Source organism: Novosphingobium sp. LASN5T (assembly GCF_003856955.1).
Taxonomy (GTDB): domain Bacteria; phylum Pseudomonadota; class Alphaproteobacteria; order Sphingomonadales; family Sphingomonadaceae; genus Novosphingobium.
In genome coordinates this window covers 1-24,210 of record NZ_RQSI01000050.1, presented here as the reverse complement: position 1 = coordinate 24,210, position 24,210 = coordinate 1, and the positions used below count along the sequence as shown (strand labels likewise).

Annotated in this window: 28 protein-coding genes; 10 read left to right on the top strand and 18 right to left on the bottom strand. The window is 60.2% G+C overall.

Features of this window, described 5'->3' with window-relative positions:
• Positions 1 to 223: 223 nt before the first annotated feature.
• The 8 genes from EH199_RS20825 to EH199_RS20790 all read right to left on the bottom strand — a co-directional run bounded on the left by EH199_RS20825 (position 224) and on the right by EH199_RS20790 (position 7,291).
• Entirely contained in the window at positions 224 to 673 is a 450-nt protein-coding gene (locus EH199_RS20825) for a response regulator transcription factor (protein ID WP_124811055.1), read from the bottom strand.
• 94 nt (positions 674 to 767) lie between these two features.
• A complete protein-coding gene (locus tag EH199_RS20820) occupies positions 768 to 1,376 on the bottom strand; it encodes a response regulator transcription factor (RefSeq protein WP_124811061.1) in 609 nt (202 codons plus the stop codon).
• A complete protein-coding gene (locus tag EH199_RS20815) occupies positions 1,366 to 2,889 on the bottom strand; it encodes a PAS domain-containing sensor histidine kinase (protein ID WP_124811054.1) in 1,524 nt (507 codons plus the stop codon). Before EH199_RS20815 ends, EH199_RS20820 begins: the two co-directional genes overlap by 11 nt.
• Positions 2,890 to 2,910: 21 nt before the next feature.
• Positions 2,911 to 4,029, bottom strand: a complete 1,119-nt coding sequence (locus tag EH199_RS20810; RefSeq protein ID WP_124811053.1) for a copper resistance protein B — start codon at positions 4,027 to 4,029, stop codon at positions 2,911 to 2,913.
• Positions 4,026 to 5,954, bottom strand: a complete 1,929-nt coding sequence (locus EH199_RS20805) for a copper resistance system multicopper oxidase (protein ID WP_124811052.1) — start codon at positions 5,952 to 5,954, stop codon at positions 4,026 to 4,028. Before EH199_RS20805 ends, EH199_RS20810 begins: the two co-directional genes overlap by 4 nt.
• A 65-nt stretch (positions 5,955 to 6,019) precedes the next feature.
• A complete protein-coding gene (locus EH199_RS20800; protein WP_124811051.1) occupies positions 6,020 to 6,586 on the bottom strand; it encodes an RNA polymerase sigma factor in 567 nt (188 codons plus the stop codon).
• Complete coding sequence (locus tag EH199_RS20795) at positions 6,583 to 7,017, bottom strand: Spy/CpxP family protein refolding chaperone (RefSeq protein WP_124811050.1); 435 nt, start codon at positions 7,015 to 7,017, stop codon at positions 6,583 to 6,585. Before EH199_RS20795 ends, EH199_RS20800 begins: the two co-directional genes overlap by 4 nt.
• Position 7,018: 1 nt before the next feature.
• The gene (locus EH199_RS20790) at positions 7,019 to 7,291 is read right to left on the bottom strand and encodes a hypothetical protein (protein WP_019053901.1); all 273 of its coding nucleotides are present in this window, start codon (positions 7,289 to 7,291) and stop codon (positions 7,019 to 7,021) included.
• A gap of 137 nt (positions 7,292 to 7,428) precedes the next feature.
• Here EH199_RS20790 and copC point away from each other — a divergent pair, with 137 nt between their 5' ends.
• The 5 genes from copC (at position 7,429) to EH199_RS20765 (ending at position 12,351) form a co-directional block, all read left to right on the top strand.
• A complete protein-coding gene (copC, locus tag EH199_RS20785; protein WP_124811049.1) occupies positions 7,429 to 7,812 on the top strand; it encodes a copper homeostasis periplasmic binding protein CopC in 384 nt (127 codons plus the stop codon).
• 4 nt (positions 7,813 to 7,816) lie between these two features.
• A complete protein-coding gene (copD, locus tag EH199_RS20780) occupies positions 7,817 to 8,752 on the top strand; it encodes a copper homeostasis membrane protein CopD (protein ID WP_190287377.1) in 936 nt (311 codons plus the stop codon).
• Between the two features lie 36 nt (positions 8,753 to 8,788).
• Entirely contained in the window at positions 8,789 to 11,107 is a 2,319-nt protein-coding gene (locus EH199_RS20775) for a heavy metal translocating P-type ATPase (protein ID WP_124811047.1), read from the top strand.
• A complete protein-coding gene (locus EH199_RS25130) occupies positions 11,076 to 11,861 on the top strand; it encodes a PepSY domain-containing protein (protein ID WP_370449709.1) in 786 nt (261 codons plus the stop codon). Before EH199_RS20775 ends, EH199_RS25130 begins: the two co-directional genes overlap by 32 nt.
• Before the next feature lie 127 nt (positions 11,862 to 11,988).
• Positions 11,989 to 12,351, top strand: coding sequence for a DUF411 domain-containing protein (locus tag EH199_RS20765; protein WP_124811059.1), 363 nt, complete (start codon positions 11,989 to 11,991; stop codon positions 12,349 to 12,351).
• Positions 12,352 to 12,852: 501 nt separating this feature from the next.
• Here the strand turns inward: EH199_RS20765 and arsA are convergent.
• The 9 genes from arsA to EH199_RS20715 form a co-directional block, all read right to left on the bottom strand.
• The gene (arsA, locus tag EH199_RS20760) at positions 12,853 to 14,622 is read right to left on the bottom strand and encodes an arsenical pump-driving ATPase (RefSeq protein ID WP_124811046.1); all 1,770 of its coding nucleotides are present in this window, start codon (positions 14,620 to 14,622) and stop codon (positions 12,853 to 12,855) included.
• A 58-nt stretch (positions 14,623 to 14,680) separates the two neighbouring features.
• Entirely contained in the window at positions 14,681 to 15,331 is a 651-nt protein-coding gene (gene arsD / locus EH199_RS20755; protein WP_124811045.1) for an arsenite efflux transporter metallochaperone ArsD, read from the bottom strand.
• Entirely contained in the window at positions 15,328 to 16,206 is an 879-nt protein-coding gene (locus tag EH199_RS24815) for a VOC family protein (RefSeq protein WP_223806824.1), read from the bottom strand. Before EH199_RS24815 ends, arsD begins: the two co-directional genes overlap by 4 nt.
• 31 nt (positions 16,207 to 16,237) lie before the next feature.
• Entirely contained in the window at positions 16,238 to 16,708 is a 471-nt protein-coding gene (locus EH199_RS20740; protein ID WP_124811044.1) for an ArsI/CadI family heavy metal resistance metalloenzyme, read from the bottom strand.
• Positions 16,705 to 17,076 carry a helix-turn-helix transcriptional regulator gene (locus EH199_RS20735; protein WP_124811043.1) on the bottom strand — a complete coding sequence of 124 codons (372 nt, stop codon included), beginning with the start codon at positions 17,074 to 17,076 and terminating at the stop codon, positions 16,705 to 16,707. Before EH199_RS20735 ends, EH199_RS20740 begins: the two co-directional genes overlap by 4 nt.
• A 209-nt stretch (positions 17,077 to 17,285) precedes the next feature.
• Positions 17,286 to 17,717, bottom strand: a complete 432-nt coding sequence (gene arsC / locus EH199_RS20730) for an arsenate reductase (glutaredoxin) (protein WP_124811042.1) — start codon at positions 17,715 to 17,717, stop codon at positions 17,286 to 17,288.
• Positions 17,714 to 18,232, bottom strand: a complete 519-nt coding sequence (locus tag EH199_RS20725; protein ID WP_124811041.1) for an arsenate reductase ArsC — start codon at positions 18,230 to 18,232, stop codon at positions 17,714 to 17,716. Before EH199_RS20725 ends, arsC begins: the two co-directional genes overlap by 4 nt.
• Positions 18,233 to 18,252: 20 nt before the next feature.
• Complete coding sequence (locus EH199_RS20720) at positions 18,253 to 18,582, bottom strand: helix-turn-helix transcriptional regulator (protein WP_124811040.1); 330 nt, start codon at positions 18,580 to 18,582, stop codon at positions 18,253 to 18,255.
• A gap of 39 nt (positions 18,583 to 18,621) precedes the next feature.
• Positions 18,622 to 18,990, bottom strand: coding sequence for a hypothetical protein (locus EH199_RS20715; protein ID WP_124811039.1), 369 nt, complete (start codon positions 18,988 to 18,990; stop codon positions 18,622 to 18,624).
• A 527-nt stretch (positions 18,991 to 19,517) separates the two neighbouring features.
• Between EH199_RS20715 and EH199_RS20710 the strand changes: the two genes are divergently transcribed.
• Genes EH199_RS20710 through EH199_RS20690 form a run of 5 tightly spaced genes read left to right on the top strand, consistent with a single transcriptional unit; the run spans position 19,518 to position 23,578 of the window.
• Entirely contained in the window at positions 19,518 to 20,390 is an 873-nt protein-coding gene (locus EH199_RS20710; RefSeq protein WP_223806823.1) for a lytic transglycosylase domain-containing protein, read from the top strand.
• Positions 20,391 to 20,415: 25 nt separating this feature from the next.
• Positions 20,416 to 21,648: a site-specific integrase gene (locus EH199_RS20705; RefSeq protein WP_124811038.1), complete on the top strand. Its 1,233-nt coding sequence runs from the start codon at positions 20,416 to 20,418 to the stop codon at positions 21,646 to 21,648.
• Positions 21,645 to 22,886, top strand: a complete 1,242-nt coding sequence (locus EH199_RS20700) for a site-specific integrase (RefSeq protein ID WP_124811037.1) — start codon at positions 21,645 to 21,647, stop codon at positions 22,884 to 22,886. The genes EH199_RS20705 and EH199_RS20700 overlap by 4 nt, the downstream gene beginning before the upstream one ends.
• Entirely contained in the window at positions 22,876 to 23,277 is a 402-nt protein-coding gene (locus EH199_RS20695; RefSeq protein WP_124811036.1) for a type II toxin-antitoxin system RelE/ParE family toxin, read from the top strand. Before EH199_RS20700 ends, EH199_RS20695 begins: the two co-directional genes overlap by 11 nt.
• A complete protein-coding gene (locus tag EH199_RS20690; protein WP_124811035.1) occupies positions 23,261 to 23,578 on the top strand; it encodes a DNA-binding transcriptional regulator in 318 nt (105 codons plus the stop codon). Before EH199_RS20695 ends, EH199_RS20690 begins: the two co-directional genes overlap by 17 nt.
• A 55-nt stretch (positions 23,579 to 23,633) precedes the next feature.
• Here the strand turns inward: EH199_RS20690 and EH199_RS20685 are convergent, their stop codons facing one another.
• Positions 23,634 to 24,092, bottom strand: coding sequence for a DUF1003 domain-containing protein (locus tag EH199_RS20685; RefSeq protein WP_370449708.1), 459 nt, complete (start codon positions 24,090 to 24,092; stop codon positions 23,634 to 23,636).
• Positions 24,093 to 24,210 lie beyond the last annotated feature (118 nt).

The window sequence follows — 24,210 nt, the reverse complement described above, 5'->3', positions numbered from 1 at the left end:
GCGTCGAGCGCCCATCAGCACCGTTACCTGCGTCATGACTGTCCTAAAGTACGTCCTAATGCACGACCTATAGGACGTCCTGAGCACACAGGGCCGCTTCAGCAAGCGGGTCTGGCCGGACGGTTACTCCTCTGGAGCATTATCGCCGTTTGTACGGTCTTGCTCTTTGCGCTCCCACTCGTCTGGCGCAAGGATACTTCAAGCGGGTAAGTCCGGGGCGCGTTCAGCAATCGCAATCAGGTGCGCAACCGCCGCCTTGATGCGCACAATCGCCAGCCTGACGACATTCGCAGAAGCGTTGCAGTGCGTCGAGGATGGGCCGCCTGATAAAGGGCTTCGTGATGACCTCGGCATATCCGCATGCCTTGGCGCGCTTTGTCAGTTCATCATTGCCATAGGCCGTGATCAAGATAGCGGCCCCCTTCCACCCATTTGCTCGAAGAGCGCGGAGCAAACTGAGGCCGTTGATGTCAGGCATGTTGTAGTCGACGATGATGCAGTCCGCCAAGCGCGCATCGTCATCTGCGAGCAAGGCGGACGCGGTAGTGTAGCTCTGCGCATCATAGCCTTTGGCGTGCAACAAGAGCTGCAACGAACGGCGAATGGCCGCATCATCGTCGGTGACGAGAACCTTTGGCCGCTTTTCGCTAGAACTGAGGAGGCTGGTGGACATAAGGCCTGAAACTGTTGAAGCCGATTTCCATTACAGTCGCAGGATGCGCGGAAGGTGTCCGTACGTAGATAGCGCAGTCGTAGATGAACCCAAACTACAGTCCGGCGGCAATCGCTATTCGCAGAAGGTCGGAAAGGCTGTGAACCTCCAGTTTCTGCATCAAGCTGGCCCGGTGCACCTCGACGGTGCGCGACGAGCACCTAAGGTCATAGGCGATAGTCTTGTTGGGGTATCCCTTGGCGAGGCCTTCGAGAATTTCTCGTTCGCGCGGCGTCAGCGCCGCAATTTTGGTGCGGGCTTCCCGCTCTTCAATTTCACGCGCATCATTCTGCTCCAGTCGCCCGAATGCTCGCTCCAATGCTTCGAGTAGCGAGGCCTTTTCAAATGGCTTTTCGAGAAACTCGACGGCGCCGGCCTTCATGGCCTGCACAGCCGTGGTTACATCACCATGTCCGGTCAGAACGATCACCGGCATGTTGATCCCGCGCTCGGCCATCACCCGCTGAACCTCGAGCCCATCCATGTCCGGCATCCGCACGTCCAGCAAAACGCAGCCAATTGGAGCGTGTCTTGCTTGCTTGAGAAACTCCACGCCAGAATTGTGGGGATGAACCTTGTATCCGGCTCGGGAGAGTACAAACCCGGCTGATTTCCGGATTGCCTCCTCGTCATCCACAAGGTGCACAACGCGGTCAGCGTTCATCATCTTCCTCCGCATTGGCATCGATCAGGGTGAACTTGAAAATGGTGCCGCCATCGTCCGGATATTCTGCTGCAATGCGTCCACCGTGGGCCTCAACGATCGTTCGGCAAATCGATAGCCCCAGCCCCATCCCGTCAATCTTGCTGCTGACGAAGGCTTCGAAAAGGCGAGGTCTGATTTCTGCGGCGACACCCGGCCCCGTATCCCGAACGCTGATTTCGATGAATCCGTCGGGACGCTTGCATGTTGCGATATGAAGATCCCGTACTGTTGACGAGGCCATCGCTTCGACAGCGTTTCGGAGCAAATTGACCAGGACTTGCTGGATCTGGACCTTGTCCACCAATACATGCTTGGCCAGCGGATCAAGATTCACGAGCGTGCGAACACCCCTTTCCTTGGCGCCCGCAAGCGCCAGCTGGGCTGCGTCGTCGATAACTTGGCTTAGATCCTCAACGTTCTTGTCGACTTCACCGCGCGCGACAAATTCCCGCAGACGCCTGACAATGAAACCCGCCCGAAAGGTCTCCTTGGCTGCCTCCGACAGTGCCTCCTGAACTATGGCCATCGGGGTGGCTTGAGGATCGGAGAGAATGTCTCTCGTTTCCTCAAGGTAATTGGCAACTGCTGTCAGCGGCTGATTCAGTTCATGCGCCAGGGTGGATGCCATGGTCCCCATCGCGCTGAGCCGCGACACATGGATCAGTTCGGCCTGCAGCTCGCGCATTTTGAGATCGTCGCGTTCTTTCTCAGAGAGATCACGGATGAAGCCAGTAAAGACGCGGTCTCCGTCATGCCCGGCGACGCCGACCGAGAGATGCATGGGAAAGTCTGTTCCGTCACGACGACGGCCTGTCACCGTGCGTCCGATCCCGATTATACGAGGCTCTCCTCCTTCGCGGTAATGCCGGATATAGTCGTCATGCCGCTCCTTGTCGGGCGCAGGCATTAGGCAGCTCACATTGCAGCCCACGACCTCGCTTTCTTCATATCCGAAGAGGCGCTGTGCGGCGGCACTGAAGGATACGATCAGTCCGAGTTCGTCGATGACGATCATCGCGTCCGGGACGGTATCCAGGATCGACTGGAGGTGCTGCTCACGCGTGTCGTTCACCGCGCGAATGGCCGCCTCGTGCGTGATATCCCGGGCAATGACATGGAAGCCGTGCAGAGTGTTCTCATGTCGCAAGGCCGTAATCGTCATTCGCGACAGATATTCGGTGCCCGAGCGCCGCAAACGCCACATTTCCCGCTCGTAGCCATCCTCGCGCGCCGCTGTGGCCAGATCAATATCCGGCAGGCCCGCGGCCCTTTCTTCAGATGAATAAAACAACTCGTGCGAGCTGCCCACGCACTCGGCAGACGCCCATTGGTCCGCTCGATGGCCTTCGCCATTGAGCGCGAGGATTTTTCCGTGCGGATCAAGAATGAGCTGAACGTGCTTCGCCGATTGCGCAAACGCAAGGCGCACAAGATCGCTCAGTTCCGCATTGCCGCCGGCAATTTCATCCATGCCCCTTTGTTCGCCTCCAGATTAAAACCAGAACCGGACGCCCGCCACGAAGCTTGTGGCGTGAACATCTTCCCCGCGAGCCCTCGCGTAGCTGGCTGTGTCTCCAAGTTTGCGGTAATACGAAACGCCAATGTAGGGCGCGAACTGACGCTTGATCTCGTATCTGAGCCGCGCGCCGAGTTCGACATTTGACAGGCCAGAGCCAATCGCAATCTCCGGAATGTCCTGCGCGGAGAAATTGATCTCGACGCGTGGCTGGAAAACGAGGCGCTGCGTGATGCGCTGGTCGTAATAGCCTTCGACCCGCCCAATGACCTCGCCCTTGTTCGACAGGAAGACGCCGCCTTCGACCTCGAACATCCCGGGAGCCAAGCCCTCAAAACCAATGGTTGCATAGGTGCGGCGCGGCGATGGTCCTATATCCTGCCGTACACCGGCCTGCAGATTGAAGTAGGGGTCGATGGCATGGCTGTACAGAAGTTGCACTTCGCCACTGTCCAGACCACGGCGAAGCTCGCCTTCACCTTCGCTCTTGATCCACAGCCTATTGATGTCGCCGCCGTACCAGGCCTCACCATCCCATCGATAGCCATCACGGCCGCGATGAGCCTGATATTCTGCGATGTTGAGAAATGCCGCGCCGAAATTGAGCCCCCCGCTCTCCTTCATCATTTCCGCATGAGCGCGCGCCATTTCGTCGGGAGGGAATTGACGGTCGGCATAGCGATCCGTTGGGACAGGGGGTGGCGGCGCACTTCCAGCAGGCAATGCAGTGCCCGACATGGCCATGCCTTCTGGGGCCGCTTCGCCTTCCGCAGCTGGCATCGGCATTTCGCCCATTGTCCCATGGTCCATCGCCCCATGGTCCATCACGGCGTCGCTTGTTGGTCCGTGGTTCATTTTGCTGTGATCGACCTCAGGTGCCGCAGGCAGGGCTGCAGGTACCGGGGGTTTCTCGACGGGAGCAGGCGTCGCGCGCTTTGGTTTTGCGGGAGACGCCTTGGCTTTTTTGGGGGCTGCCTTTTTTGGAGCCGGCATTTCCATGCCCGGCATGTTGTCCATCGAATGGTCCTGTGCCCACGCCGGAACGGACAGGCCTAAGGTGGCCGCCGTTATCAATGCTGTGCGAAGCGTGCTCATGCCGCGTCTCCCTTGGGACGGACACTGACAACGCGCATCATGCCAGCATGCATGTGGTAAAGGAGATGACAGTGGAATGCCCAGTCCCCGACTGCATCGGCCGTGAAGTCCCAAGTGGCGATCCCGCCAGGTTGCACGATAACTGTATGCTTTCGCGGCGCGCGGTCGCCATGGCCGGTGACCAATTCGAAGAAGTGTCCATGAATATGGATGGGGTGCGCCATCATCGTGTCATTGATGAGATTGATGCGCACACGCTCGCCCTCGGTAAAGGGAATAGGTTCGTGGACGTCGGACATTTTCTGGCCATCGAATGACCACATGAAGCGTTCCATATTGCCAGTAAGATGGATGTCGAGGCTGCGCGACGGTGCCCTTACGTCGGGATTCCGCTCGAGCGCCATCAAGTCTGTATAGACGAGAACCTTGTGGCCGGTGTCCTCCAGGCCCTGTCCCGGGTCGCCCATCCGATCGACTGGCATGGGCGAAATTGTCTGAACTCCAGGATCACGCTTCACTTGCGGCGCATTGCCGAAGTCGCGCATTTTCATCGATCCCATTTGATGGCCTGAATGGTCCACCACCCCGGACGCCGCTCCGTCCATTCCCGCCATGCTGCCATGGTCCATGCCGGCCATCGAGGAGTGATCCATTCCCGACATGTCCGCGGCGGCAGATGGTTCACTTGCGCTCCCCATCGCCATGGCCGATCCGGCAACGGCGGCAGCCGTTGCCAGACTTGCGGACGCGTTCTGTTCGGCGGTTGGGTCGACCCCGCGACCCTTCATGTCCATCCCCCCCATGCCGGGCATGTCCATTCCCATGTCCTTCATCGTCGCCAATGGGCGCTTGCGAAGGGCCGGAACCGCAGCGCTCATGCCCGGGCGCGGGGCCAATGTAGCGCGGGCCATGCCGGAACGATCAACGGCTTCGCCGACAAAGGTATAAGCCAAGTCCGCTGTAGGGCGGACGATTACGTCATAAGTCTCAGCAACCCCGATCTGGAACTCTTCGACGTCGACAGGCATGACATTTTGCCCGTCAGCCTGTACAATTTGCAGGGAGAGACCCGGAATTCTGACATTGAAGGTGGTCATGGCTGACGCGTTGATTACCCGCAGGCGCACGCGCTCGCCCGGTTTGAAGAGCGCCGTCCAATTGTCTTCCGGTCCATGCCCGTTGACCAGGAATGTATAGGTCGAGCCGGTCACGTCAGAAATATCGGCCGGATCCATGCGCATCTGACCCCAGTCGAGACGCTCCTTGAGGGGCTGATCCTTCCCTCCGAGCAGGCCTGACAAGGTCTGACGTTGAAAGTTGAAATGTCCTGGATTGGCCTTCAGCCGACGGAAGATCGCAGCAGGAGAAAGCGGGCTATGATCCGCAAGCACAATGACATGCTCCCGCTCATATTGGACAGGATCCATCCCCGCCGGATCGATCACGATCGGTCCGTAATGGCCTTCCTGTTCCTGCAGTCCCGAGTGACTGTGGTACCAGTAAGTGCCGTTTTGCTTTACATCGAACTCATAAAGATAGCTTCCGCCTGGCTTGATGCCGGGGAATGACACCCCGGGCACGCCATCATGTTCCGGTGGAACGAGCAGACCGTGCCAGTGGATCGAACTGTCTTCCTCAAGCTGGTTGTGGACGTGCAACCGCACCCGCTGACCTTCGCGCAGCCTGATTAGGGGCGCTGGAACCGTGCCGTTCACACCGATCGCGCGGAACGCCTTCCCGTCAATCATCATCGATTGGCGCGCGATTGTGAGCTTGATGTCTTCACCGCTGACGGTGGGAAGCGGCGCTGCGATGCCGGAAGATACAGGTTTGGCCCATGCCGGAAAGAAGGAGGCAAGGGCGATACTTCCTCCCACCAGGGCTGAGCCACGAAGGATTTCTCTACGTCCGACAATGACTGTCATGAGGGTGTTTCTGCCTATGAGATCGGGGCCGCTGTCATTGAATACGCAGCCCGTTGCTCGACCCCTCAAATTTTTTTGAGTTTGTCCATCAAGCGTGCTCGCGCCCGATAAACTCTCGCTTCGACAGCCTTCTCGCTCAACCCCAGGATCTGCGCGGTTTCCGCCTGTGTGTGCGCATCAATGGTCCGGAGGATGAGGGGTTCGCGCAATGAAGCGGGCAATTCGGAAATTGCCTTCAGGGTCACTTTTAATTCGGATCGGTCGGAGGCCGCTATGTCAGCTCCTGGAGCCGGATCAGCCACTTCTTCAGCTTCCGTCAAAGGGGCTGCTGCAAGCATAAACCTGCGCACCAGCGCACGCCGCCTCCAGTCCTTGCACTTGTTCAAAGCAATACGAGCCAGCCATTGCTTGAAAGGGCGCGCCCGATCGAAGCGGTCAAGGGCGCCAAACGCCGCGATGAATGCCCCCTGTGTGACATCCAGGCTTTCATCCGCATCGCCGATCTGCGCGCGAACAAGCCTGTACACCCAATCACGATGCCGGCGGACAAGCTCGCTACAAGCGGTCTGGTTTCCGCCGATGGCTAACGAAGCCAAGTCCTGATCTTCGAGCTCAGAGAGCTGCCCTGTCACTGCTCCCTGCCTGTGAGCGCCTTGACGATCGCCCGGTCAAATTTAGCCGCCTGTTCCGGGGTCAGGACGGATCGCATCGCAAAGATATGTTCAAGCGTTTCCTTCTGCATCTGCCCCATCGCATCGTGCGACCGGTCGATTGCCTCGGATACCTTTGGACCATATCCATGCTCGGACTCGATCGCCTCGGCGAGACGTGCGTTGTCCGCGCGAAGTTCCAGTTCCAAAGCCTGGCGACGCACCGCAAAACGCTGCTCGATCACCTCGATCTGTGCTTCCTGTTTGGCATCGAGTTCAAGCTGGTGGTGCAGCATCTCATGCAACTCGCTTTCCGGCGAGCCAGAGCGGATCAAGGCCTGACCCGCAAGTGCTCCAATGACCGCGAATGCGAATGCAACGAGCGCGAAAACGAGGGTCTTTCGCCAAGCCATTTCAGCGCGACATCAGCAAGGTTGAAGGCGCCAAAGCGGCCGGAACGCCGAGAGGGGAAATGGGTGCGGCGTCGGCAGGTGCACCGGACAACATCGAACCACCAACCCCGATGAACAAAGCGATCGCTGCCGCGAGGCTGAGGCCCGTACGGTTGATGGGAACGATGGCCCGCCGTCTGGCGAGCTCCGTCATGACCGCGTCGTCGATCAACGCGAGGCGCGCGGGCGGCGGCTCGTTGCGCAGTCGTTCCAGAAGTTGATCAAGGTCCGTCATGGCTCATTTCTCCCATATCCATGGTTGAATACGCAGCAAAGGTGAAATGCCCTCATATGGACGCAGAAATTTTTGAGGGGTGTCCAAGCGCGGCGCGTATTCAACACGGGCAACCTGAGCCCGCGAAGGAGCCATTCATGAAAAAGTTTCGCAGTTTGATTGCAAGCGTCCTGGTCGCCGGAGCCGCGATTGCCACGCCGGCGCTCGCCCATCCGAAGCTCGTGACGGCACAGCCGGCCGACAAGGCCGCCACCGCCCCGACCAATCGCATCACCCTGACGTTCAGCGAGCGCCTTGTCGCCGCTGTTTCGGGCATGGAAGTCACGATGACCGGCATGCCAGGCATGCCCAACCACAACATGAAAATGACCGGTTACAAGACTTCGGTCAGTGATGATGGCAAGGCCCTGATCGCGACATTCGGGAGGCCCCTCATGGCGGGCACCTATAGCGTGCAGTGGCATGTGGTCTCGAGCGACACACATCGCATTAGCGGCACTCTCGCTTTTACCGTGCGCTGATCGCGTGGCGGACTGGGGGATCATAGCCCTGAGGTGGGCGCTGTTCGTCAGCCTTGGACTATTGTTCGGGCTGACCGCATTCAAGCGCCTGTCGCTCGGCGGTGATCACCCGTCCGATGCCGATGTCCGACATTCATGGGTAATATTGATTTTAGCGGTTTTGGCGGCGGCGCTGTCGGTTATTGGCTTCGCCATGCAGGTCAGCAGCATGACCGGTATGCCGCTTGCCGAGGTGGACCGAGCCACCGTTCAATCTCTGCTTGATGAAACGGCATTGGGCCTGGCTCTCAAGGTCCGCCTTGCCGCCCTGGTAGCGGCGATTATTTTGGCTCTGGCAGCATCCCTGTGGCGTTTGTCCAGTTCGGCGGCTCAGGCATTGGTAAGCGGGGTGGCTTTGGCCACCTTGGCCTGGTCCGGTCACGGCGCGGCAACCGATGGGACGGTCGGATGGGTGCATCTGGCAGCCGACATTCTTCATCTCATCGCGGCTTCCATCTGGATCGGCGCATTGGCAGGATTCTTGTGGATGCTGTTTCGTCCGGGAAGTGGCGAAGTCGGCAAGGCACGGCAGACTTGCAGGGTGCTTGCCGACTTTGCAACGCTGGGGTCCACATTGGTTATGGTTTTGCTGCTGACCGGCCTCGCAAACGCTTACTTCATTTTGCGCGACGGAGATCCCTGGGCTGCTCTGGCGGCGCCCTATGGGCAGTTTCTGGCCCTCAAAATAATCTTGTTCGTCGGCATGCTCGCCTTGGCTGCGGTCAATCGGTTCCGGCTCACGCCCGCCCTCATCGCAGCCGTCGAGAGGCGTGATCCTGAGCGAACCCTTAAGCCGCTGCGACGGAGCATAGTTCTGGAATTTGGCTTGGGGATCGGGATATTGATCCTGGTGGCATGGCTCGGGACGTTGGCACCAAACCCAATGCCGGGGGCATCGTGAACCCTCCGATATGCGCGGTAGCTGGAGAACAGACACATGACTCCTAATCACACTGGCAACCATCAACCAGAAACTGTGCGTGATCCCGTTTGCGGCATGAATGTCGATCCGTCCGTGACCCTACATCATGCCCATCATGGTGATCGAGCGTTCCACTTTTGCAGCGACAAATGCCGCACCAAATTTGTCGCTGATCCAGAGCGCTATCTGGCGCCCGCTGAGTCCGTCGAAGCGCCCGCCGGCACGATCTGGACCTGTCCGATGCACCCCGAGGTTCGGCAGGATCACCCAGGGGCTTGCCCGATCTGCGGTATGGCGCTTGAGCCGGCGGAAGTAGGTCTCGACAGCGGTCCCAGCCCAGAAATGATCGACATGACCCGGCGGTTCAAGATCGGCCTTGTACTGGCGCTGCCCGTGCTGGTGCTGGAGATGGGCGGCCACATTTTCCCCGCGCTTCATCACATCGTACCGATGCAGCTCTCGACCTGGATCCAACTCGTGCTGGCTACGCCGGTCGTGCTTTGGGCGGGTTGGCCTTTTTTCGTGCGGGGTTGGGCATCGCTCAAGACCCGGAACCTCAACATGTTTACCCTGATCGCGATGGGCACCGGGGTCGCATGGGTCTACAGTATGTTCGCCGCGCTTGCGCCTGAGTTGTTCCCACCGGCGTTCCGCAATGCCGATGGGAGTGTTGCCGTCTATTTCGAAGCCGCTGCGGTGATCACCGTGCTGGTTCTCCTGGGCCAGGTCCTGGAACTCAGGGCCCGCGAGCGCACCTCTGGCGCAATCAAGGCATTGTTGGGCCTTGCTCCCAAGACCGCGCGACGCCTTCTTGCCGATGGCAGCGATGAAGAGGTCAGCCTCGAAGCTATAGGGGTCGGTGATCGCTTGCGTGTCCGTCCTGGCGAAAAGGTGCCTGTCGATGGAACGGTCGAGGATGGCCGCTCTTCGCTTGATGAATCCATGGTGACCGGCGAATCCATGCCCGTTACCAAGGCCAAGGGTGACACCGTTATCGGCGGGACGCTCAACCAGACCGGCGCACTGGTGATTGCCGCGACCAAGGTGGGGCGCGACACCATGCTCGCCCGCATTGTCCAGATGGTCGCCGAGGCGCAGCGCTCGCGCGCGCCGATCCAGCGCATGGCCGATCAGGTCTCGGGCTGGTTCGTGCCCGTCGTTATCGCCATCGCCGTGCTCGCGTTTGCCGGATGGGGCATCTGGGGGCCAGAGCCGCGCTTTGCCTATGGCCTAGTTGCCGCCGTCGCCGTGTTGATCATCGCCTGTCCCTGCGCCCTGGGTCTCGCCACGCCAATGTCGATCATGGTTGGCGTCGGCCGGGGTGCAGGCCTTGGCGTGCTCATCAAAAATGCCGAAGCACTCGAGCACTTGGAGAAGGTTGACACACTAGTTGTAGACAAGACCGGGACGCTGACCATGGGCCGTCCGGCGGTGACTGCGATCGTGCCTGCGCCAGGCCACTCGGAAGAAGACGTGCTGCGTCTTGCTGCGGCGGTAGAGCAATCGTCCGAGCATCCGCTTGCGCTCGCCATCGTCGAGGCCGCGAAGGCGCGTAGCCTCGTGCTGGCCCAGGTCGCCGAGTTCGACTCCCCCACAGGGCGGGGCGCTCTGGGCACAGTCGACGGCAAGCGGATCGTGCTCGGCAACGCACGCTTCCTGACTGAGCAGAACATCGACACGTCTGCGCTTGCGGCAGCAGCAGACAATCTGCGACGCGAAGGCGCGACGGCGATCTTTGTCGGCGTTGATGGACAGGCCGCTGGCGCCATCGCGATCGCCGATCCGGTGAAGCCGACGACACCCGAGGCACTCGATGCCTTGCGCCGCGAAGGCATCCGCGTTGTCATGCTGACGGGTGACAACCGGACCACGGCGGAGGCGGTCGCGCGCAGGCTCGGGATAGACGAGGTCGAGGCGGACGTTCTCCCCGATCAGAAGAGCGCTGTTGTCGCGCGCTTGAAGAGCGAGGGCCGCGTGGTTGCCATGGCAGGCGACGGCGTGAATGATGCCCCGGCGCTTGCCGCGGCCGACGTCGGGATTGCCATGGGCTCAGGGACTGACGTCGCCATCGAAAGTGCCGGCGTGACGCTGCTCAAGGGCGATCTTATGGGCATCGTCCGCGCCCGCCGCCTGAGCCAGGCGACAATGTCGAACATCCGCCAAAATCTGGTGTTTGCCTTTATCTACAACGCCGCCGGCGTGCCGGTGGCGGCAGGTCTTCTCTATCCGCTATTCGGCATCCTGCTCTCACCAATGATTGCGGCGGCAGCGATGGCGCTGTCATCCGTTAGCGTCGTGACGAATGCGCTTCGTCTTAACCGGGCCACCATTTGAGCAAGCCGCGACAACAGGACATAAGATTTTCATGAGATCCTTTCGTACCAGAGTGCATTTGACAGCCAGCCGGATGCACAAATGGCTGTCTCTGATCATTGGACTGCAGGTCCTCATCTGGATGACGAGCGGCCTTGTGATGAGCGCTTTGCCCATAGAACGCGTGCGGGGAGAACACCTTGTCGATCGAAAGGTACAACCGCCAATCACTGGTAATTCGGCTGTGCGTCCCCTTGGCGAGTTGCTGAGCTCGATACCCGGCCCAGTCGAGGCACTTACCTTTCGCATGCACCAGGGGCGCCTGATGGCCGAAGCGACGACAAACGGAAGGACCTTGTTGTTCGATCCGTCCACCGGCGTGCGAATGCCAAAGATCTCTATGGATCAGGCGGCTGAAATAGCCCGGGAAAGCTGGAAGGGCGGCGGGAACCCTGAGCTCAAGGTCACCCAAGTCGAGGATCTGGCACCGGAGTTCCGGGGGCCGTTACCAGCATGGCAAGTTGCGATCGACGGTACAACGCACGTCTATGTTTCCGGTGAGACCGGGAGGATCCTCGCGGTCCGGACCGGCACCTGGCGGGTCTACGACTTCCTGTGGGGCTTGCACATCATGGACTGGCAGGAGCACGACAATTTCAACAACATCTGGCTTGTGTCATTCGCCGCCTCGGGCGTGATTTTTGCTCTCACCGGCATCGCGCTCCTGATCATGCGATTCCCTATCAAGATAAGAAGGCGCCGAACGACAATTTGACCCAATTCAAAGCAAGAGTTGCGCTTGTGTTTCATTGATTCCGAATAAATGGAGGTACGAAGTGAAAACATTTATTCTGGGTTTGGCTTTGCTTGCGAGCCCCGCGCTTGCCGCAAGTGATGTGGTAATGCACCGAGATCCGGGTTGCGGTTGCTGTGAAAAGTGGGCGGCGCAGGTGAAGAAGGCCTTTGGTCGCAATGTGCGGGTGATCGACGATCGCAACAGGGCGGCCTTCCAACGCAATTCCGGCGTTCCGAGCGCACTGGTGTCGTGCCACACGGCCGTTATCGACGGGATGATCTTTGAAGGCCATGTGCCAATTTCCGATATGCAGCGGGTGCTCAAGATGCGGCCTGCCGGAATTAAGGGCTTGGCTGTTTCGGGAATGCCGCTCGGGTCGGCGGGAATGGAAGTTCCGGGCGTTCCGGCCCAGCAATACAATGTTATCGCTTTCGGTGGCGGCGGGACGCGGATCTATGCAAGACATTGAGGGTCGAGGCGGCCCGCACAGTTGCTATTTGCGGGTCTTAAATTCGGTTCATCCTGATTTTTTGTGCTGCACCTGACATCCCCTCCATTGTGGTAATGGCTGTGCTTGCTGGATCCAGGGAGCGTTTAGAAATTCGTTATATGAGTCGTTTCTCAGGTCATTCAGTGTTGGGCTTATAGTGATGTCGGAGATGTCGAGCCCGCGCTCCGACTAAATTCTAGGTCTGGTTGGTCCGTCTCGCGTATAGAGACTGGCATTCGTGCGGATTGGCCTGCTGCCGGTTTGATGGACACCCAAGTGTGATGTTTCCACATTTTGTAGTTCCACAATGCAACGACTGAAGTTCTGCTGCGAGTTCAAGCTTGAGGCGGCAAAGTTGAAACTGAAACACGTTCCTCAAGGCCGTGCTCGACAAGGGGCGGGTAAAGCAAATTAGTATGCCAGCGACGGGGCGATCGCGATCCCCCTCGTAATGTGCGGACCGCGATCTGTGCGAGCCACTTAGATGTCGCCGGTCGCCACCGCCAGCTTCATCGACTGCCCAACCAACGCCCGCAGGCGAGCCGCGCCGACAGGATCTTCAGCCAGCATCGGCACGATGGCATGGCGTTTGGCAAGTCCGTCGCGGATTTTAGCGATCTCCGGCGCCTCGGTCGCCGCGCGCGCCGCGAGAACGGGGTGGGTGGTTCCGGTCGCGGCGAGGCTCGCATTGACGACCCAGGCCCAGGGGTCGATCCCGGCGCGGCGAAGATCTTCCTGCAGGCGTGCCGCCTCGAGCACCGGCGTCGTTTCGGGCAGCGTGACGATCAAAATCTTGGTCCGCTCCGGATCTTGCAGGCGCATCATCGGGGTGGTCATGTGGCCGGCATTCTCGCCTGCGTGCCGCATCACGTCGCGGTGATACGACCCCGTGGCGTCCAGCAGCAACAGCGTATGCCCGGTCGGAGCGGTGTCCATCACCACGAACTTGCGGCCCGCCTCGCGGATCACCCTCGAAAAGGCCTGAAACACTGCGATCTCTTCAGTGCAGGGCGAACGCAGGTCTTCCTCCAGCATCGCGCGGCCCTGTGCGTCCAGGCTCGCACCCTTCGATGCGAGGATGTGGTCCCGATAAGCTTGCGTCTCAGCCTCGGGGTCGATGCGGCTGACGGTCAAGTTGGGCACGTCACCCGCAAGCGTCTCGGTCAGATGGGCCGCCGGGTCAGTGGTGGTAAGCAGCACCTCGTGCCCACGCCCTGCAAGTTCGACTGCAACCGCGGCGGCAATGGTGGTCTTGCCGACCCCACCTTTGCCCATGGTCATTACCAGTCCCTTGCCGGACGCCTCGATCCCATCCACCAGCGCCGCAAGTGTCGGCAAATCCGCTTCAATCGTGCGTGCTACGGCTTTCGAAAGGTCCACCGGCGCGCCCATCCGGCGCAAGGCATCAAGCCCGACGAGGTTTTCAGGGCGCAGCGCGAACCGGCTTTGCGGCAGGGCTGCAAGGCCCGCATCCATGCCCGAAATCGCGGTGCGCTCGCGAGCGATCAGCGCATTGGCCAGAGCATCACCCATCGCGTCTTCGGGCATCAGCCCGTTGATGGCGAGATGCTGGTTGGCAATTCCGATGTGGGCCAGTTCGGCAGAGGTGCGAGCGGCTTCCGCGAGTGAACTCGTCCGGGGACGCGCCACCAGGATGAGCTTGGTATGCGCGGAATCCGAAAGGCTTTCCACGGCAGCGGCGTAGCGCGCACGCTGCTTCTCCAGACCCGCCAACGGACCAAGACAGGACGCGTCGCCTCCCGTCTCCAGAAAACCGCTCCAGGCACCGGGCAGCTTCAGGAGCCGGATCGTGTGGCCGGTTGGAGCGGTGTCGAAGATGATATGGTCATAGGCGTTCGTCACTGCATCGTCGGTCAAGAGCGCGGTGAATTCGTCGAAGGCCGCAATCTCGGTGGTGCAGGCGCCCGACAACTGCTCCTCGATCCCCTTCAGCGCCTTCTCGGGAAGCACGCCGCGCATGGGGCCGACAATCCGTTCACGATATTCGGCCGCAGCGCCCTCCGGGTCGATCTCCAGAGCGTCCAACCCCGGCACGGTGGCAATGGGCGTGATGTGGTTGCCGATTTCCATGCCGAACACCTGACCGACATTGGAGGCCGGGTCGGTTGAAACCAACAGCACCCGCTCGCCCATGTCAGCCATCTTGACCGCAGTGGCGCAGGCCAGCGAGGTCTTGCCCACGCCCCCCTTGCCCGTGAGGAAAACAAACTTCGGCAGATTGCTGAACATGGTAGCTCCTTTCGCCGCCCAGATCAGGGCGGCCGGTGATGCGATCAGGCGCAACGGGTCAGCAGCAGCTGCTTGCCTTACCCGGTTCCGATGCAGAGGTCACCGCGGTGCCACAGCAACCGCTGTCTGCCGCCGGTGCTGCCTCTTGTTTCTTGGAACTGCCGCAGCAGCTGGAAGTCTGCGCCTCTTCGGGGACCAGGCTGGCCGCCAGCGCGTAGATGTTGCTGGCTGAGGCTTCCTTGATCATGCGGCCGACGGCAATGGCCTCGCGCATCTGCTCATCCGTGAGCCCCACTTCGCGAGCCTTCTTCGTATGGTATTTCAAGCAAGGCTCGCAACTGGCCCCGATGGCCGCGCCCAAGGCGATCAGTTCTCGCACTTGGTCGGTGATCTCCAGCGCCGGAGAGGCGATGCCGGTCCAGGCCGCCAGTTCAGCCCGCGAAGGATAGCGCGCCTTTACCACGAGGCGCCCGTCCACCAGAAACGCGGGCAGGTCATCGCCGTCGGATTCCTGCATGATCTGCCGGATGGTATCGTTCGCGGCGAATTCCTGGGGTTCGCGGCTCAGGCCAAAGCGCTGCACGGTCACGCCCTTTGACTTCAGCCAATCAAGGTCGGCGGCCAGATCGACGTGGCGCTGGTCCACATCAGTGCCGCAGATGCCGGTCGAGCAGCACATGGCGGGGTCGTAGACGGTCAGGGTGGTCATTTTGATGTCTCCTCGGGAGCGGTGCCGGGCACCAGGAATTCGGGAAGTTCGTGAGCAGGCTTCGTCGCCAGTTCCCTGTCGGTAAGGCGGGCGTAGATCTCGATCAGGTTGCCATCGGGGTCGGTCAGCCACAGCTCATGAAGCGGCGTGCCTTTCCAGGTGGTGCGAGGTGGCTTTTCGACCGGAAGACCCGCCGCAACTGCACGGTGATAGGCATCGATGACGGCGGCCTTGTCCGCCACGCCAACTCCAAGATGGTAGAGCGTGTCATGGTGAAGTTCCTTCCCGTCGGAGACGACGAGAACGAAATTCAGGCCAAGGTCCGGGCGGATGAAGGTGGCATAACGATGGGTCCATTCTTTCGGCCAGATCCCGAGCAGCCATGCATAGAACCGCGTGCTCTCGGGCAGATTGCTGACGCGAACGCTGGAGTGAAACTCATCCGATGGCGGGCCTTCTGGCACGTCGAGTAGCGACGAAAGGATCTCGATCCTTGTCCGGATCTGGTCGCGCGCGGTACGAAAGCGCGCACGCAGGTCTTCTGGCGTAAGCGACGGATCGTTTGAGGCGGGATCGGCAATGCCCCAGTGCAGGCGCTGGACATTCCCCGGCAGGACCGGGCAGACTTCTTCAGCGCAGAGCGTGATCACCATGTCGATGCCGGCAACGTCGATCTCGCTTACCAACTTGGAGCGATGGCCAGACAGGTCGATTCCCAACTCGCTCATCACTTCGACCGAATAGGGGTTCACCACCGAAGGCTGCGAGCCCGCGCTCTGGATCTCGGCCCGGTCACCCAGGATATGCCGGGCAAGACCCTCGGCCATCTGGCTCCGGGCGGAGTTGGCGACACAAAGGAACAGAATGCGCTTCATCGGAGACTGCTTTCGGGATTGAAGGTGCTGGTCAGCCGCAGCAAGCCGACTTAGCAGCCGGCACCGCCGGTGCGCAGCAGGTGTCGTCAGCGGCATTTCCCGAGAGCGCGCTAAGCTTCGGGCTGTTTCCGTAGTCCGTCGCTTCGCCGCTGGTGTAGAAGGCTTCCCACACCACACCCTGGGGATCGGCGATCCAGCTCTTCTCGGACTTGGCGTAGCAACACGTCGTCGCGCCCTCGTCCAGAACCGGGCGGTCAGCAGCCGTCAGGCGGCCGTAGACTTCCGCCAGTTCGTCCTGGCTTTCGACCTGGATGCCGAGATGCTCGATACCCTTGGCCGCGTGACCGTTGGCCGAAATCGCGAAGTTGACGCGCGGATCGTCGAGCATCCACTTGGCGTAATCGGGTTTCACCAGGGTCGGCTCGCATGCGAACAGCGTGGAATAGAAACGGATCGACTGGTCGAGATCTTCAACCCCGACATGCACATGCAAACGCTTCATGCGGACTTCCTTTCTGATTGGGGTGTCGCCGGAGCTGCCCACGAAGTCTCCGGGCAGCAGGAAGTTTCGGTGCCGCATGATGTATCGCCGGCACAGCAGTTCTCCGTGAGATAGCCCATGAGCGCGTTCATCCCCGCGTAGTTGGCAGAATAGATGATTGAGCGATGGTTACGCGTCTGGCTCACCAGTCCGGCCCGGCTGAGCTGGCCCAGGTGAAACGAGAGCGACGAATTCGGTATGTCCAGTTCGGCGGCGATCGCACCGGCGGGTAGCCCCTCCGCGCCTGCACTCACGAGAAGCTTGAACAGCTTCAGGCGATGTTCCTGGGCCAGTGCTCCCAGAGCAACGATTGCCTCATCGAGTTGCAACGACCACCTCCTCATTTCGATAAGACTCGAAATAAGAGGCCGCCCCTCAGATGTCAATCGTTGTTTCGAGTTTTATCGAAATGAAAGTGCGCCATAGGGGAGGTTCTGCGACCGGGATTGCAGCCTGGGCACCGCAGGCTTGATGCCGTGCCCCCCTTGACGCCATGAGCACGCGGGTCAGGTCTGTCCGTTGCAATGCCAGCGAGGTTTCAGGTGCTTACGCGGTTTCCTTCGGCATCGACAACCTGCTCGCCATCTTCCTTTGCGAACGCCCCTTGTTGCCCGGTCGGCAGAAGATCGAGCACAGCTTCCGAAGGGCGGCAGAGCTTCACGCCCAGAGGGGAGACGACCAATGGACGATTGATGAGGATGGGATGCTCCATCATCGCATCGACCAGTTGCTCATTTGTCATGTCGGGATTGCCGAGGCCCAACTCAGCAAAGGGGGTGCCCTTCTCGCGTAGCAGTTCGCGCGGAGTCATGCCGGACCGTGCGATCAGGCTCTCCAGCAACGCGCGAGACGGCGGCGTTTTCAGGTATTCGATAACGTGCGGCTCGATCCCTGCATTGCGGATCATGGCGAGTGCGTTGCGCGACGTGCCGCATTCCGGGTTGTGATAGATGACGATGTCAGTGGTCACAGGGCTTCTCCCGCCTTGGCACTGGCGCCTTCACCTTGGCCGATTTCCTTAAGTTTCCGCTTCATGGCCATTTCGTCGATGCTGGCGATGGGAAGCGTGAGGAACAGCGATATGCGATTGGACATATAGCGCAGTGCCTGAATGAATGCGCCGCGCTGGTCATCGCCTTCGACAGCTGCGGGATCTTCAATCCCCCAATGCGCCGTCATCGGATGCCCGGCCCAGACCGGACAGGTCTCGCCGGCGGCATTGTCGCAGACCGTGAAGATAAAATCGAACTGGGGTGCATCCGGCCCAGCAAACTCGTTCCAGCTTTTCGAGCGCATGCCTTCGGTATCGTAACCCAGACCATCCAATACCGAGAGCGCCATCGGATGCACTTCACCCTTGGGCTGGCTACCGGCACTCCACGCCTTGAACCGGCCTTCCCCGAGCTTGTTCATGACCGCCTCGGCGAGGATCGAGCGGGCGCTGTTACCGGTGCACAGAAATAGCACGTTGTAGGTCTTGTTCATCACGTGGCGCGGCCTTCTGTCTAAGTGCAGGCGAGATCGATGATCAATTGCCCGCAGAGATCTTCGCGCCCCTGACAGCAATCCTTGGCAAGGAAGACCATCAGGGTGCGCAGGCTCTCGATGTCCGCGCGGTAGACCACCGACCGGCTTTGCCGCTCGGATGAGGCCAGGCCCGCGCGTGTCAGAATTGCCAGGTGCGTCGACATGGTATTCGCAGGCACGCCCAGACTGCGCGCTATTTCGCTTGGGGGCACTCCTTCAGGCCCGGCTTGCACGAGAAACCTGAAGACCGCGAGGCGGCCTTCATGAGCGAGCGCGGAAAGGGCGGTTACTGCGGGTTTTGCGTCCATGTTTCCAGCATTGCGGCAAGTTGGCTGAGAGGGAAACCCCTACGACTTGCGGCGCAGTTCGATCGAACCGAAAGCACCGGTCTTGAACTGGGTCTCGCATGTGCCTTCGGCTGCGCCAGCAAACGGGCAGGCGAACTGCGTGGTCTCGATCGCCACAGCCAGCGGACCGGCGGAGCCGTTCTTGTAGTTGCAGGTGGCGCGGCGGAGGCTGGTGAGTGCCAGCACCGGACGGTCTGGGCCGACTGCGCGGATCGTTTCATCGCCGCCAGGCGCGGTCACGTGGCAGAGCATTTCCCAGCTGCCTTGGCCGGTGCCGCGAACGGTCACCATCGGCGTCGCCGGCGTGCCAGCAGTGGCACCGGTGCTCGCGAGCAGTGCCGCGATGGCGAGAAGTCGAGATTTCATCATCAGGCCCCTTCCTTTATCACTCAACGAATCGAGAATTCTAGAATAGCGGAATTCACAAGCGGAAGCCAGTTATGATTTTTCTTGGGACCACGCGAGTAGGCCTAAGCGGTGAGCTTCGCGCATCTCTCCGGGTAATGTGTTAGAACCGTGCTTAAAGAATTGAGCATGATTGTGCGGCGCCCATCACGTGCTCACTAATGAGCTCCAGATCAGTCGCCGTCGCAATTATCCACTCTAATTGCAGTTGGACAGTTGCCTCGCTTTCGCACCGCACAAGCCAATCGTTGGTTTGACGAAAATGCGCCGGGGCAGAGAGGTTTACGGAATTCCAAAGTCGCTGAATGGCCACAAGGCTGCGCGCCATTTGGAAAGTCGGACTGCTGGCAGCGGCGCGACACATCTTTCGATGGGCAACTGCTTGGCTTGCCGAATGGGTTTACTCAGAGATTGACTCTGCTTTCGATCTTTGATTTTCTGATCCCGCGCATTCCCGATCAGATCCGCACGCCACCTTGGAAGGGTGCGTCGTGATTTCATCCAATTGTAGTTTGATCGTCGTTGCCGCAATGATTTGCGTCTCGGCCGCGAAGGCTAGGGAAGTCGATCTTGTCAATTTTTCTCCGTTTTCAGCTACCGCCAAAAATGAGCAAGGGGCTGTCGGAGTCGCGTTAAGCACGCACTTTGAAGGATTGGTTGAGCCGGCCGATGCGCGCCGAAGCGCTGATAGAACCCACGCTATTGGCGGAAACGACCCGTCAGGACTTTTCGAACCGAAACATCTGGCGATCCTGGCGCCTTCCACCTCGTCATCGTGCCTGCAGAATGGGTATCGCCCGACCTGGTGGTTGCCTCCTGAGGTGGAGAACCGCCGATTAGCCTATTTTGCAGCAATGTCCGCAATAGCTTGCGAAAATGGGCTTCCTGAGAGCCTTCTCGACGCGGTCATTGCTCAGGAATCAGGATACAAGGCTTGGGCACTAAGTGGGGCGGGTGCGATGGGCATGATGCAGGTCATGCCGGGAACAGCGAGAAATCTAGAGCTATGGAACCCTTGGGATGCGCTGGCCAACATGAGGGCGGGGGCACGCTACCTTCGTCAGCAGCTTGATCGCTTTGGACGCGTCGATCTGGCCTTGGCTGCTTACAATGCGGGGCCAGAACGTCGTTCCCTCGCGCTGGGCAGCATTCCTGCAATCCCGGAGACCCGTAATTACGTGCAGGCCATCACAACCAACTGGGTGCGCCTCACTAAACTTGGGGCCCCAAATTCGATCGTTGCCTCGCGGGCTATGGCGGCCAACCTGGCAGTACGAGCCTCAGGCTACCGCGAGGTATCTCTCATAACCTACGCGACCTTGTCGCAGCAATGGAAAATAAACCATTGGATTGCCGTGAATTAGTTCCTTCTATGAAGGAGCAAGATCGATGTCAACGAATGGCCCTGTGGTAACGCCAAATCCGGTCGAGATTCTCAAGACGACTCGGCGCTACCGAAGCAATCGAACCAGCGAGAAAGTCAGGCTTGACGGAAACATCGCCCGGCGCAAGATCAAGGGCAAAGAGTTCTTCTGGTGGGATACCGAGCTGCCGGGTTTTGGCCTCAGGGTCTTTGCCGGCGGTTCGCGAAGGTGGTTCATCCAGTTCCGCCAGCGCGGCAAACAGATGCGGATGACGCTCGGCCGCCCGCCTGAAGTTCGCGCGGAGGAGGCGCGCACCCTGGCGCGCGCGCAGCTTGCCAAGGTCATGCTCGATGGGCTGCCGGTGGCGCAGAAGGCGCGGCGGGATAATCCTGGAGCCACGCTGTTTCGCGATTTCGCGCTGCGCTTCTGGGCGGACTATTCGCGGCATTGGAAGCCATCGACGCGCAAGGGCAATCGCGCCCGCATCTTCAAGGATCTGACCGATATCTTCGGTCACCTCCGGGTCGATGCGATCCGCAAGGCCGATGTGCTGCGCTGGCGCGACAGCTGGGCGGACCGCTCGGGTGCGTTCAACCGCACCATCCCAATACTGTCGGTGATGATGGGCTATGCCGAGCAATTGGGCATGCGCCCGCGTGGCTCCAACCCGTGCCGGGGAACGCCGCGGTACAAGCGCAAGCTGGTCGACCGGTTTCTGAGCGCCCGCGAGTTCAATCGACTTGCTGGAAGCTTGCGCGACTTCGAGGAAAGCAGCCCGATCGCGGTTCAGGCGATCCGGCTGCTGATCTACACCGGTGCGCGCCATGGCGAAGTGGTTGGGCTGCGCTGGGAATGGGTGCAGCCGCCGCGCCTGATGCTGCCCGACAGCAAGACCGGCGCGAAGATCGTCTATCTCAACCGGCAAGCGCAGGCGGTGCTCGATGCCATGCCGAACAAGGCCGATACCGGGCTAGTCTTTCCCTCGGTGCGCGGGGACAAGCCGATCGCGCTAAGCCCGATCTGGCATGAAATCAGGCGGCACGCGGCCTTGCCCGATGTCCGGCTGCACGACCTGCGCCACAGCTTTGCCTCGATTGCCATTGCCGACGGGATCTCATTGGTGGTTATCGGCAAGCTCCTCGGCCATGCGCTTGCCGAAACCACCGAGCGCTATGCGCACCTCGCGGACGAAGCGATTGCCGATGCCGCCAAGCGCATCTCGGGTTCGCTCGCCCGGCAGCTGGGGCTCGCGGCATGACCCGGGTCTCCCTCGCTCGCATCATCGCGGATGAGCTCACCACCCTGCGCCGCTTCGATCCGGGCAAACGCCCGAGCGGCAAGGCGCGCCGGGTGGAATGGTCGGAGAAGCTGCCCGGCTTCGGAATTCGCTATTACGGCTCGGGGCGCAGCACCTACATCGTCCAGTCGCGTATGAACGGCGTGACCCGGACGATCACCCTGGGCAACGCCAATGTCCTCAGCAAGAGCCAGGCGCTCAACTGCGCAAGGCGCATTTTGCTGCGTGCCCAAGTTGGTGAAGACCCAGCGAGCAAGCGCAAGGAGGTTCGCAAGGTCCCGACCTATGACGACTTCCTCGCGATCTACTGGAAGCAGGCTGCGGCCAAGTGGAAACCGAGCACGCTCTACACCCACGATTGCTATCGCCGGCTTCATCTCGACCATGCCTTTTCCGGCATGTTTATCGACGAGATCGAGCAGTCACATGTGCTGACCTGGTTTAACAAGGTCTCGGTCAATGGCGGTCCAGGCGCAGGCAACCGCTGCTTCGAGATTCTGCGCTCGATGTTCAACCATGCCGAACGCTGGGGGATGCGCCCCGAAGGCAGCAATCCTTGCGCCTACATCCGGCCCAACAAGCGCCGCAAATGCGAGCGCTTCCTGTCCAACCAGGAGATCGTCCGCCTGGGCGAGGTCCTGCGCCTCAGGCTTCGCACCCACCCGCTTCACAGCACAATCGTCCAGCTGCTTCTGCTGACCGGGTGCCGCGTTTCCGAGATCAAGGACCTGACCTGGAGCGAGGTGAAGGGCGGGCGGCTGCTCCTTCACGACAGCAAGACCGGCCCGCGCACCGTCTGGCTCGGCGACGAGGCGCAGATGCTGCTTGCGTCGCTCGAACGACGCGGCAGTTCGGACCGCGTGTTCTGGAACAAGCAGACCCGGCGGCCTGTTGCGGAAATGCACGGGTTTTGGGCGGAGGTGAGGACCGAAGCCAATTTGCCGGGCGTGCGCCTGCACGATCTTCGCCACAGCTTTGCCAGCCATGCTGCCGCGCGCTCCGAAACCTTGCCGATGATAGGCAAGCTGCTGGGGCATTCCAGACTCCAAACCACGTCGCGCTACGCGCATCTCGACGATGGGCCAGTGCTTGAAGCGGCCGAACGGATCGGTGCTCTGATCGCTGAAGCAATGGGCGAGGATCGTTCATTGAACTATAATACTATGTGTGATATCGGAGCCGCGATCCATGACCGGTAAGCCGCGAACCCGCATCTACAAGAACCGCTGGTTCGCGAAGTTCGCAAGCCGGGAGGGGATCAGCGATGCGACGCTTGTCGCGGCCATCGATCAAGCCGATCGCGGACTGGTCGATGCCGATCTTGGCGGCGGCCTAATCAAGCAGCGCGTCGCGCGTGAAGGCGGAGGCAAGTCCGGTGGTTACCGCACGCTGGTCTTCTTCCGCCAAGAGGAGCGGGCCATATTCGCCTTTGGCTTTGCCAAGAGCGACCAGGCCAACCTCAGCGTGGCCGAACTGAAGGTTTACAAGAAGGCCGCGAAGATCGTGCTCGCGCTGACGCAGGCGCAGATCGACGCCGAGGTGCGCGAAGGAAGATTGTTTGAGGTGAATGACGATGCCCAGGACCTATAAGAGTGAGGCGCTTGCTGCCGTCCACGAGATGATGGAAGGGCTCCATGAAGGCGGAGCCATCGACAAACGCACGTTGCGCGAGTTCGACGATGCGTGCCTTGCGCCTGCTCCGGGTCTGTCACCGGACGAGATCAAGGCCATCCGCGAGGCGGAGCATGTCTCGCAACCAGTGTTCGCGCGCTACCTCAACGTGTCGAAGAACCTCGTGTCCGATTGGGAGCGCGGGAAGAAGCGGCCGGGTGGTCCGGCGCTCAGGCTGCTTTCGATCATTCAGCGCAAGGGGCTGGAGGCAGTTGCTTAATGATGCAAAGGAAGCGCTCGAAACTTGGAATTATTCCAGACTCAACATCCATCGATCAATTTTGCTGTCTTTCGAGCGCGGACAGTACGCGATCGATTTTTGCTTCCACCTCATCAAGCCGAGCACGGTCCCATTTTTCGTGCAGCGCCATGATCTCGACTTCGGTCCGCAGGTTGACCGTATAGTCGTGGCTCGCAGCAACGCGATCCTTTGCCGCTTGCCGGTTCTGACTCATCATGATGACCGGAGCCTGTATTGCGGCCAGCGTGGACAGCAGCAGGTTGAGGAAGATGTAAGGATAGGGATCGAACGCCATATGCCAATGTGCCAACACATCCGTGTTAAGCAGCATCCAGCCTGCCAGAATGAGCGAAAAGCCAATTATGAAGCGCCATGAACCGCCAATGGCGGCGACTCTGTCGGCGAGCCGGTCTCCAAACGTCATCGACTCATCGGCCAAGTCGGCGGCATCGCGGCTCACCGGAATTCTTGATCCAATTCCTTCTAGGGTCAAAACCCAATCAGCCTCTTGAAAATGGTGCGATAGGTTGATTCAAAGGCCTTCCACGATGGATGGAGGCCCGTTTTGATGTCGCGTTCGTTGTTCTGGCTGTCAGATGAAGCCTGGCTGG

Coding starts and splice junctions, on each gene's coding strand:
- EH199_RS20690 (WP_124811035.1), top strand. CDS start 23,261: ATGCCCAGGACCTATAAGAGTGAGGCGCTTGCTGCCGTCCACGAGATG.
- arsD (WP_124811045.1), bottom strand. CDS start 15,331: ATGACCACCCTGACCGTCTACGACCCCGCCATGTGCTGCTCGACCGGC.
- EH199_RS20820 (WP_124811061.1), bottom strand. CDS start 1,376: ATGAACGCTGACCGCGTTGTGCACCTTGTGGATGACGAGGAGGCAATC.
- EH199_RS20725 (WP_124811041.1), bottom strand. CDS start 18,232: ATGAACAAGACCTACAACGTGCTATTTCTGTGCACCGGTAACAGCGCC.
- EH199_RS20790 (WP_019053901.1), bottom strand. CDS start 7,291: ATGACGGACCTTGATCAACTTCTGGAACGACTGCGCAACGAGCCGCCG.
- EH199_RS20740 (WP_124811044.1), bottom strand. CDS start 16,708: ATGAAGCGTTTGCATGTGCATGTCGGGGTTGAAGATCTCGACCAGTCG.
- EH199_RS20795 (WP_124811050.1), bottom strand. CDS start 7,017: ATGGCTTGGCGAAAGACCCTCGTTTTCGCGCTCGTTGCATTCGCATTC.
- EH199_RS20715 (WP_124811039.1), bottom strand. CDS start 18,990: ATGATGAAATCTCGACTTCTCGCCATCGCGGCACTGCTCGCGAGCACC.
- EH199_RS24815 (WP_223806824.1), bottom strand. CDS start 16,206: ATGAAGCGCATTCTGTTCCTTTGTGTCGCCAACTCCGCCCGGAGCCAG.
- EH199_RS20825 (WP_124811055.1), bottom strand. CDS start 673: ATGTCCACCAGCCTCCTCAGTTCTAGCGAAAAGCGGCCAAAGGTTCTC.
- EH199_RS20720 (WP_124811040.1), bottom strand. CDS start 18,582: ATGGACGCAAAACCCGCAGTAACCGCCCTTTCCGCGCTCGCTCATGAA.
- EH199_RS20810 (WP_124811053.1), bottom strand. CDS start 4,029: ATGAGCACGCTTCGCACAGCATTGATAACGGCGGCCACCTTAGGCCTG.
- EH199_RS25130 (WP_370449709.1), top strand. CDS start 11,076: ATGCGCTTCGTCTTAACCGGGCCACCATTTGAGCAAGCCGCGACAACA.
- EH199_RS20805 (WP_124811052.1), bottom strand. CDS start 5,954: ATGACAGTCATTGTCGGACGTAGAGAAATCCTTCGTGGCTCAGCCCTG.
- arsA (WP_124811046.1), bottom strand. CDS start 14,622: ATGTTCAGCAATCTGCCGAAGTTTGTTTTCCTCACGGGCAAGGGGGGC.
- EH199_RS20775 (WP_124811047.1), top strand. CDS start 8,789: ATGACTCCTAATCACACTGGCAACCATCAACCAGAAACTGTGCGTGAT.
- EH199_RS20695 (WP_124811036.1), top strand. CDS start 22,876: ATGACCGGTAAGCCGCGAACCCGCATCTACAAGAACCGCTGGTTCGCG.
- EH199_RS20765 (WP_124811059.1), top strand. CDS start 11,989: ATGCACCGAGATCCGGGTTGCGGTTGCTGTGAAAAGTGGGCGGCGCAG.
- copC (WP_124811049.1), top strand. CDS start 7,429: ATGAAAAAGTTTCGCAGTTTGATTGCAAGCGTCCTGGTCGCCGGAGCC.
- EH199_RS20705 (WP_124811038.1), top strand. CDS start 20,416: ATGTCAACGAATGGCCCTGTGGTAACGCCAAATCCGGTCGAGATTCTC.
- EH199_RS20700 (WP_124811037.1), top strand. CDS start 21,645: ATGACCCGGGTCTCCCTCGCTCGCATCATCGCGGATGAGCTCACCACC.
- EH199_RS20815 (WP_124811054.1), bottom strand. CDS start 2,889: ATGGATGAAATTGCCGGCGGCAATGCGGAACTGAGCGATCTTGTGCGC.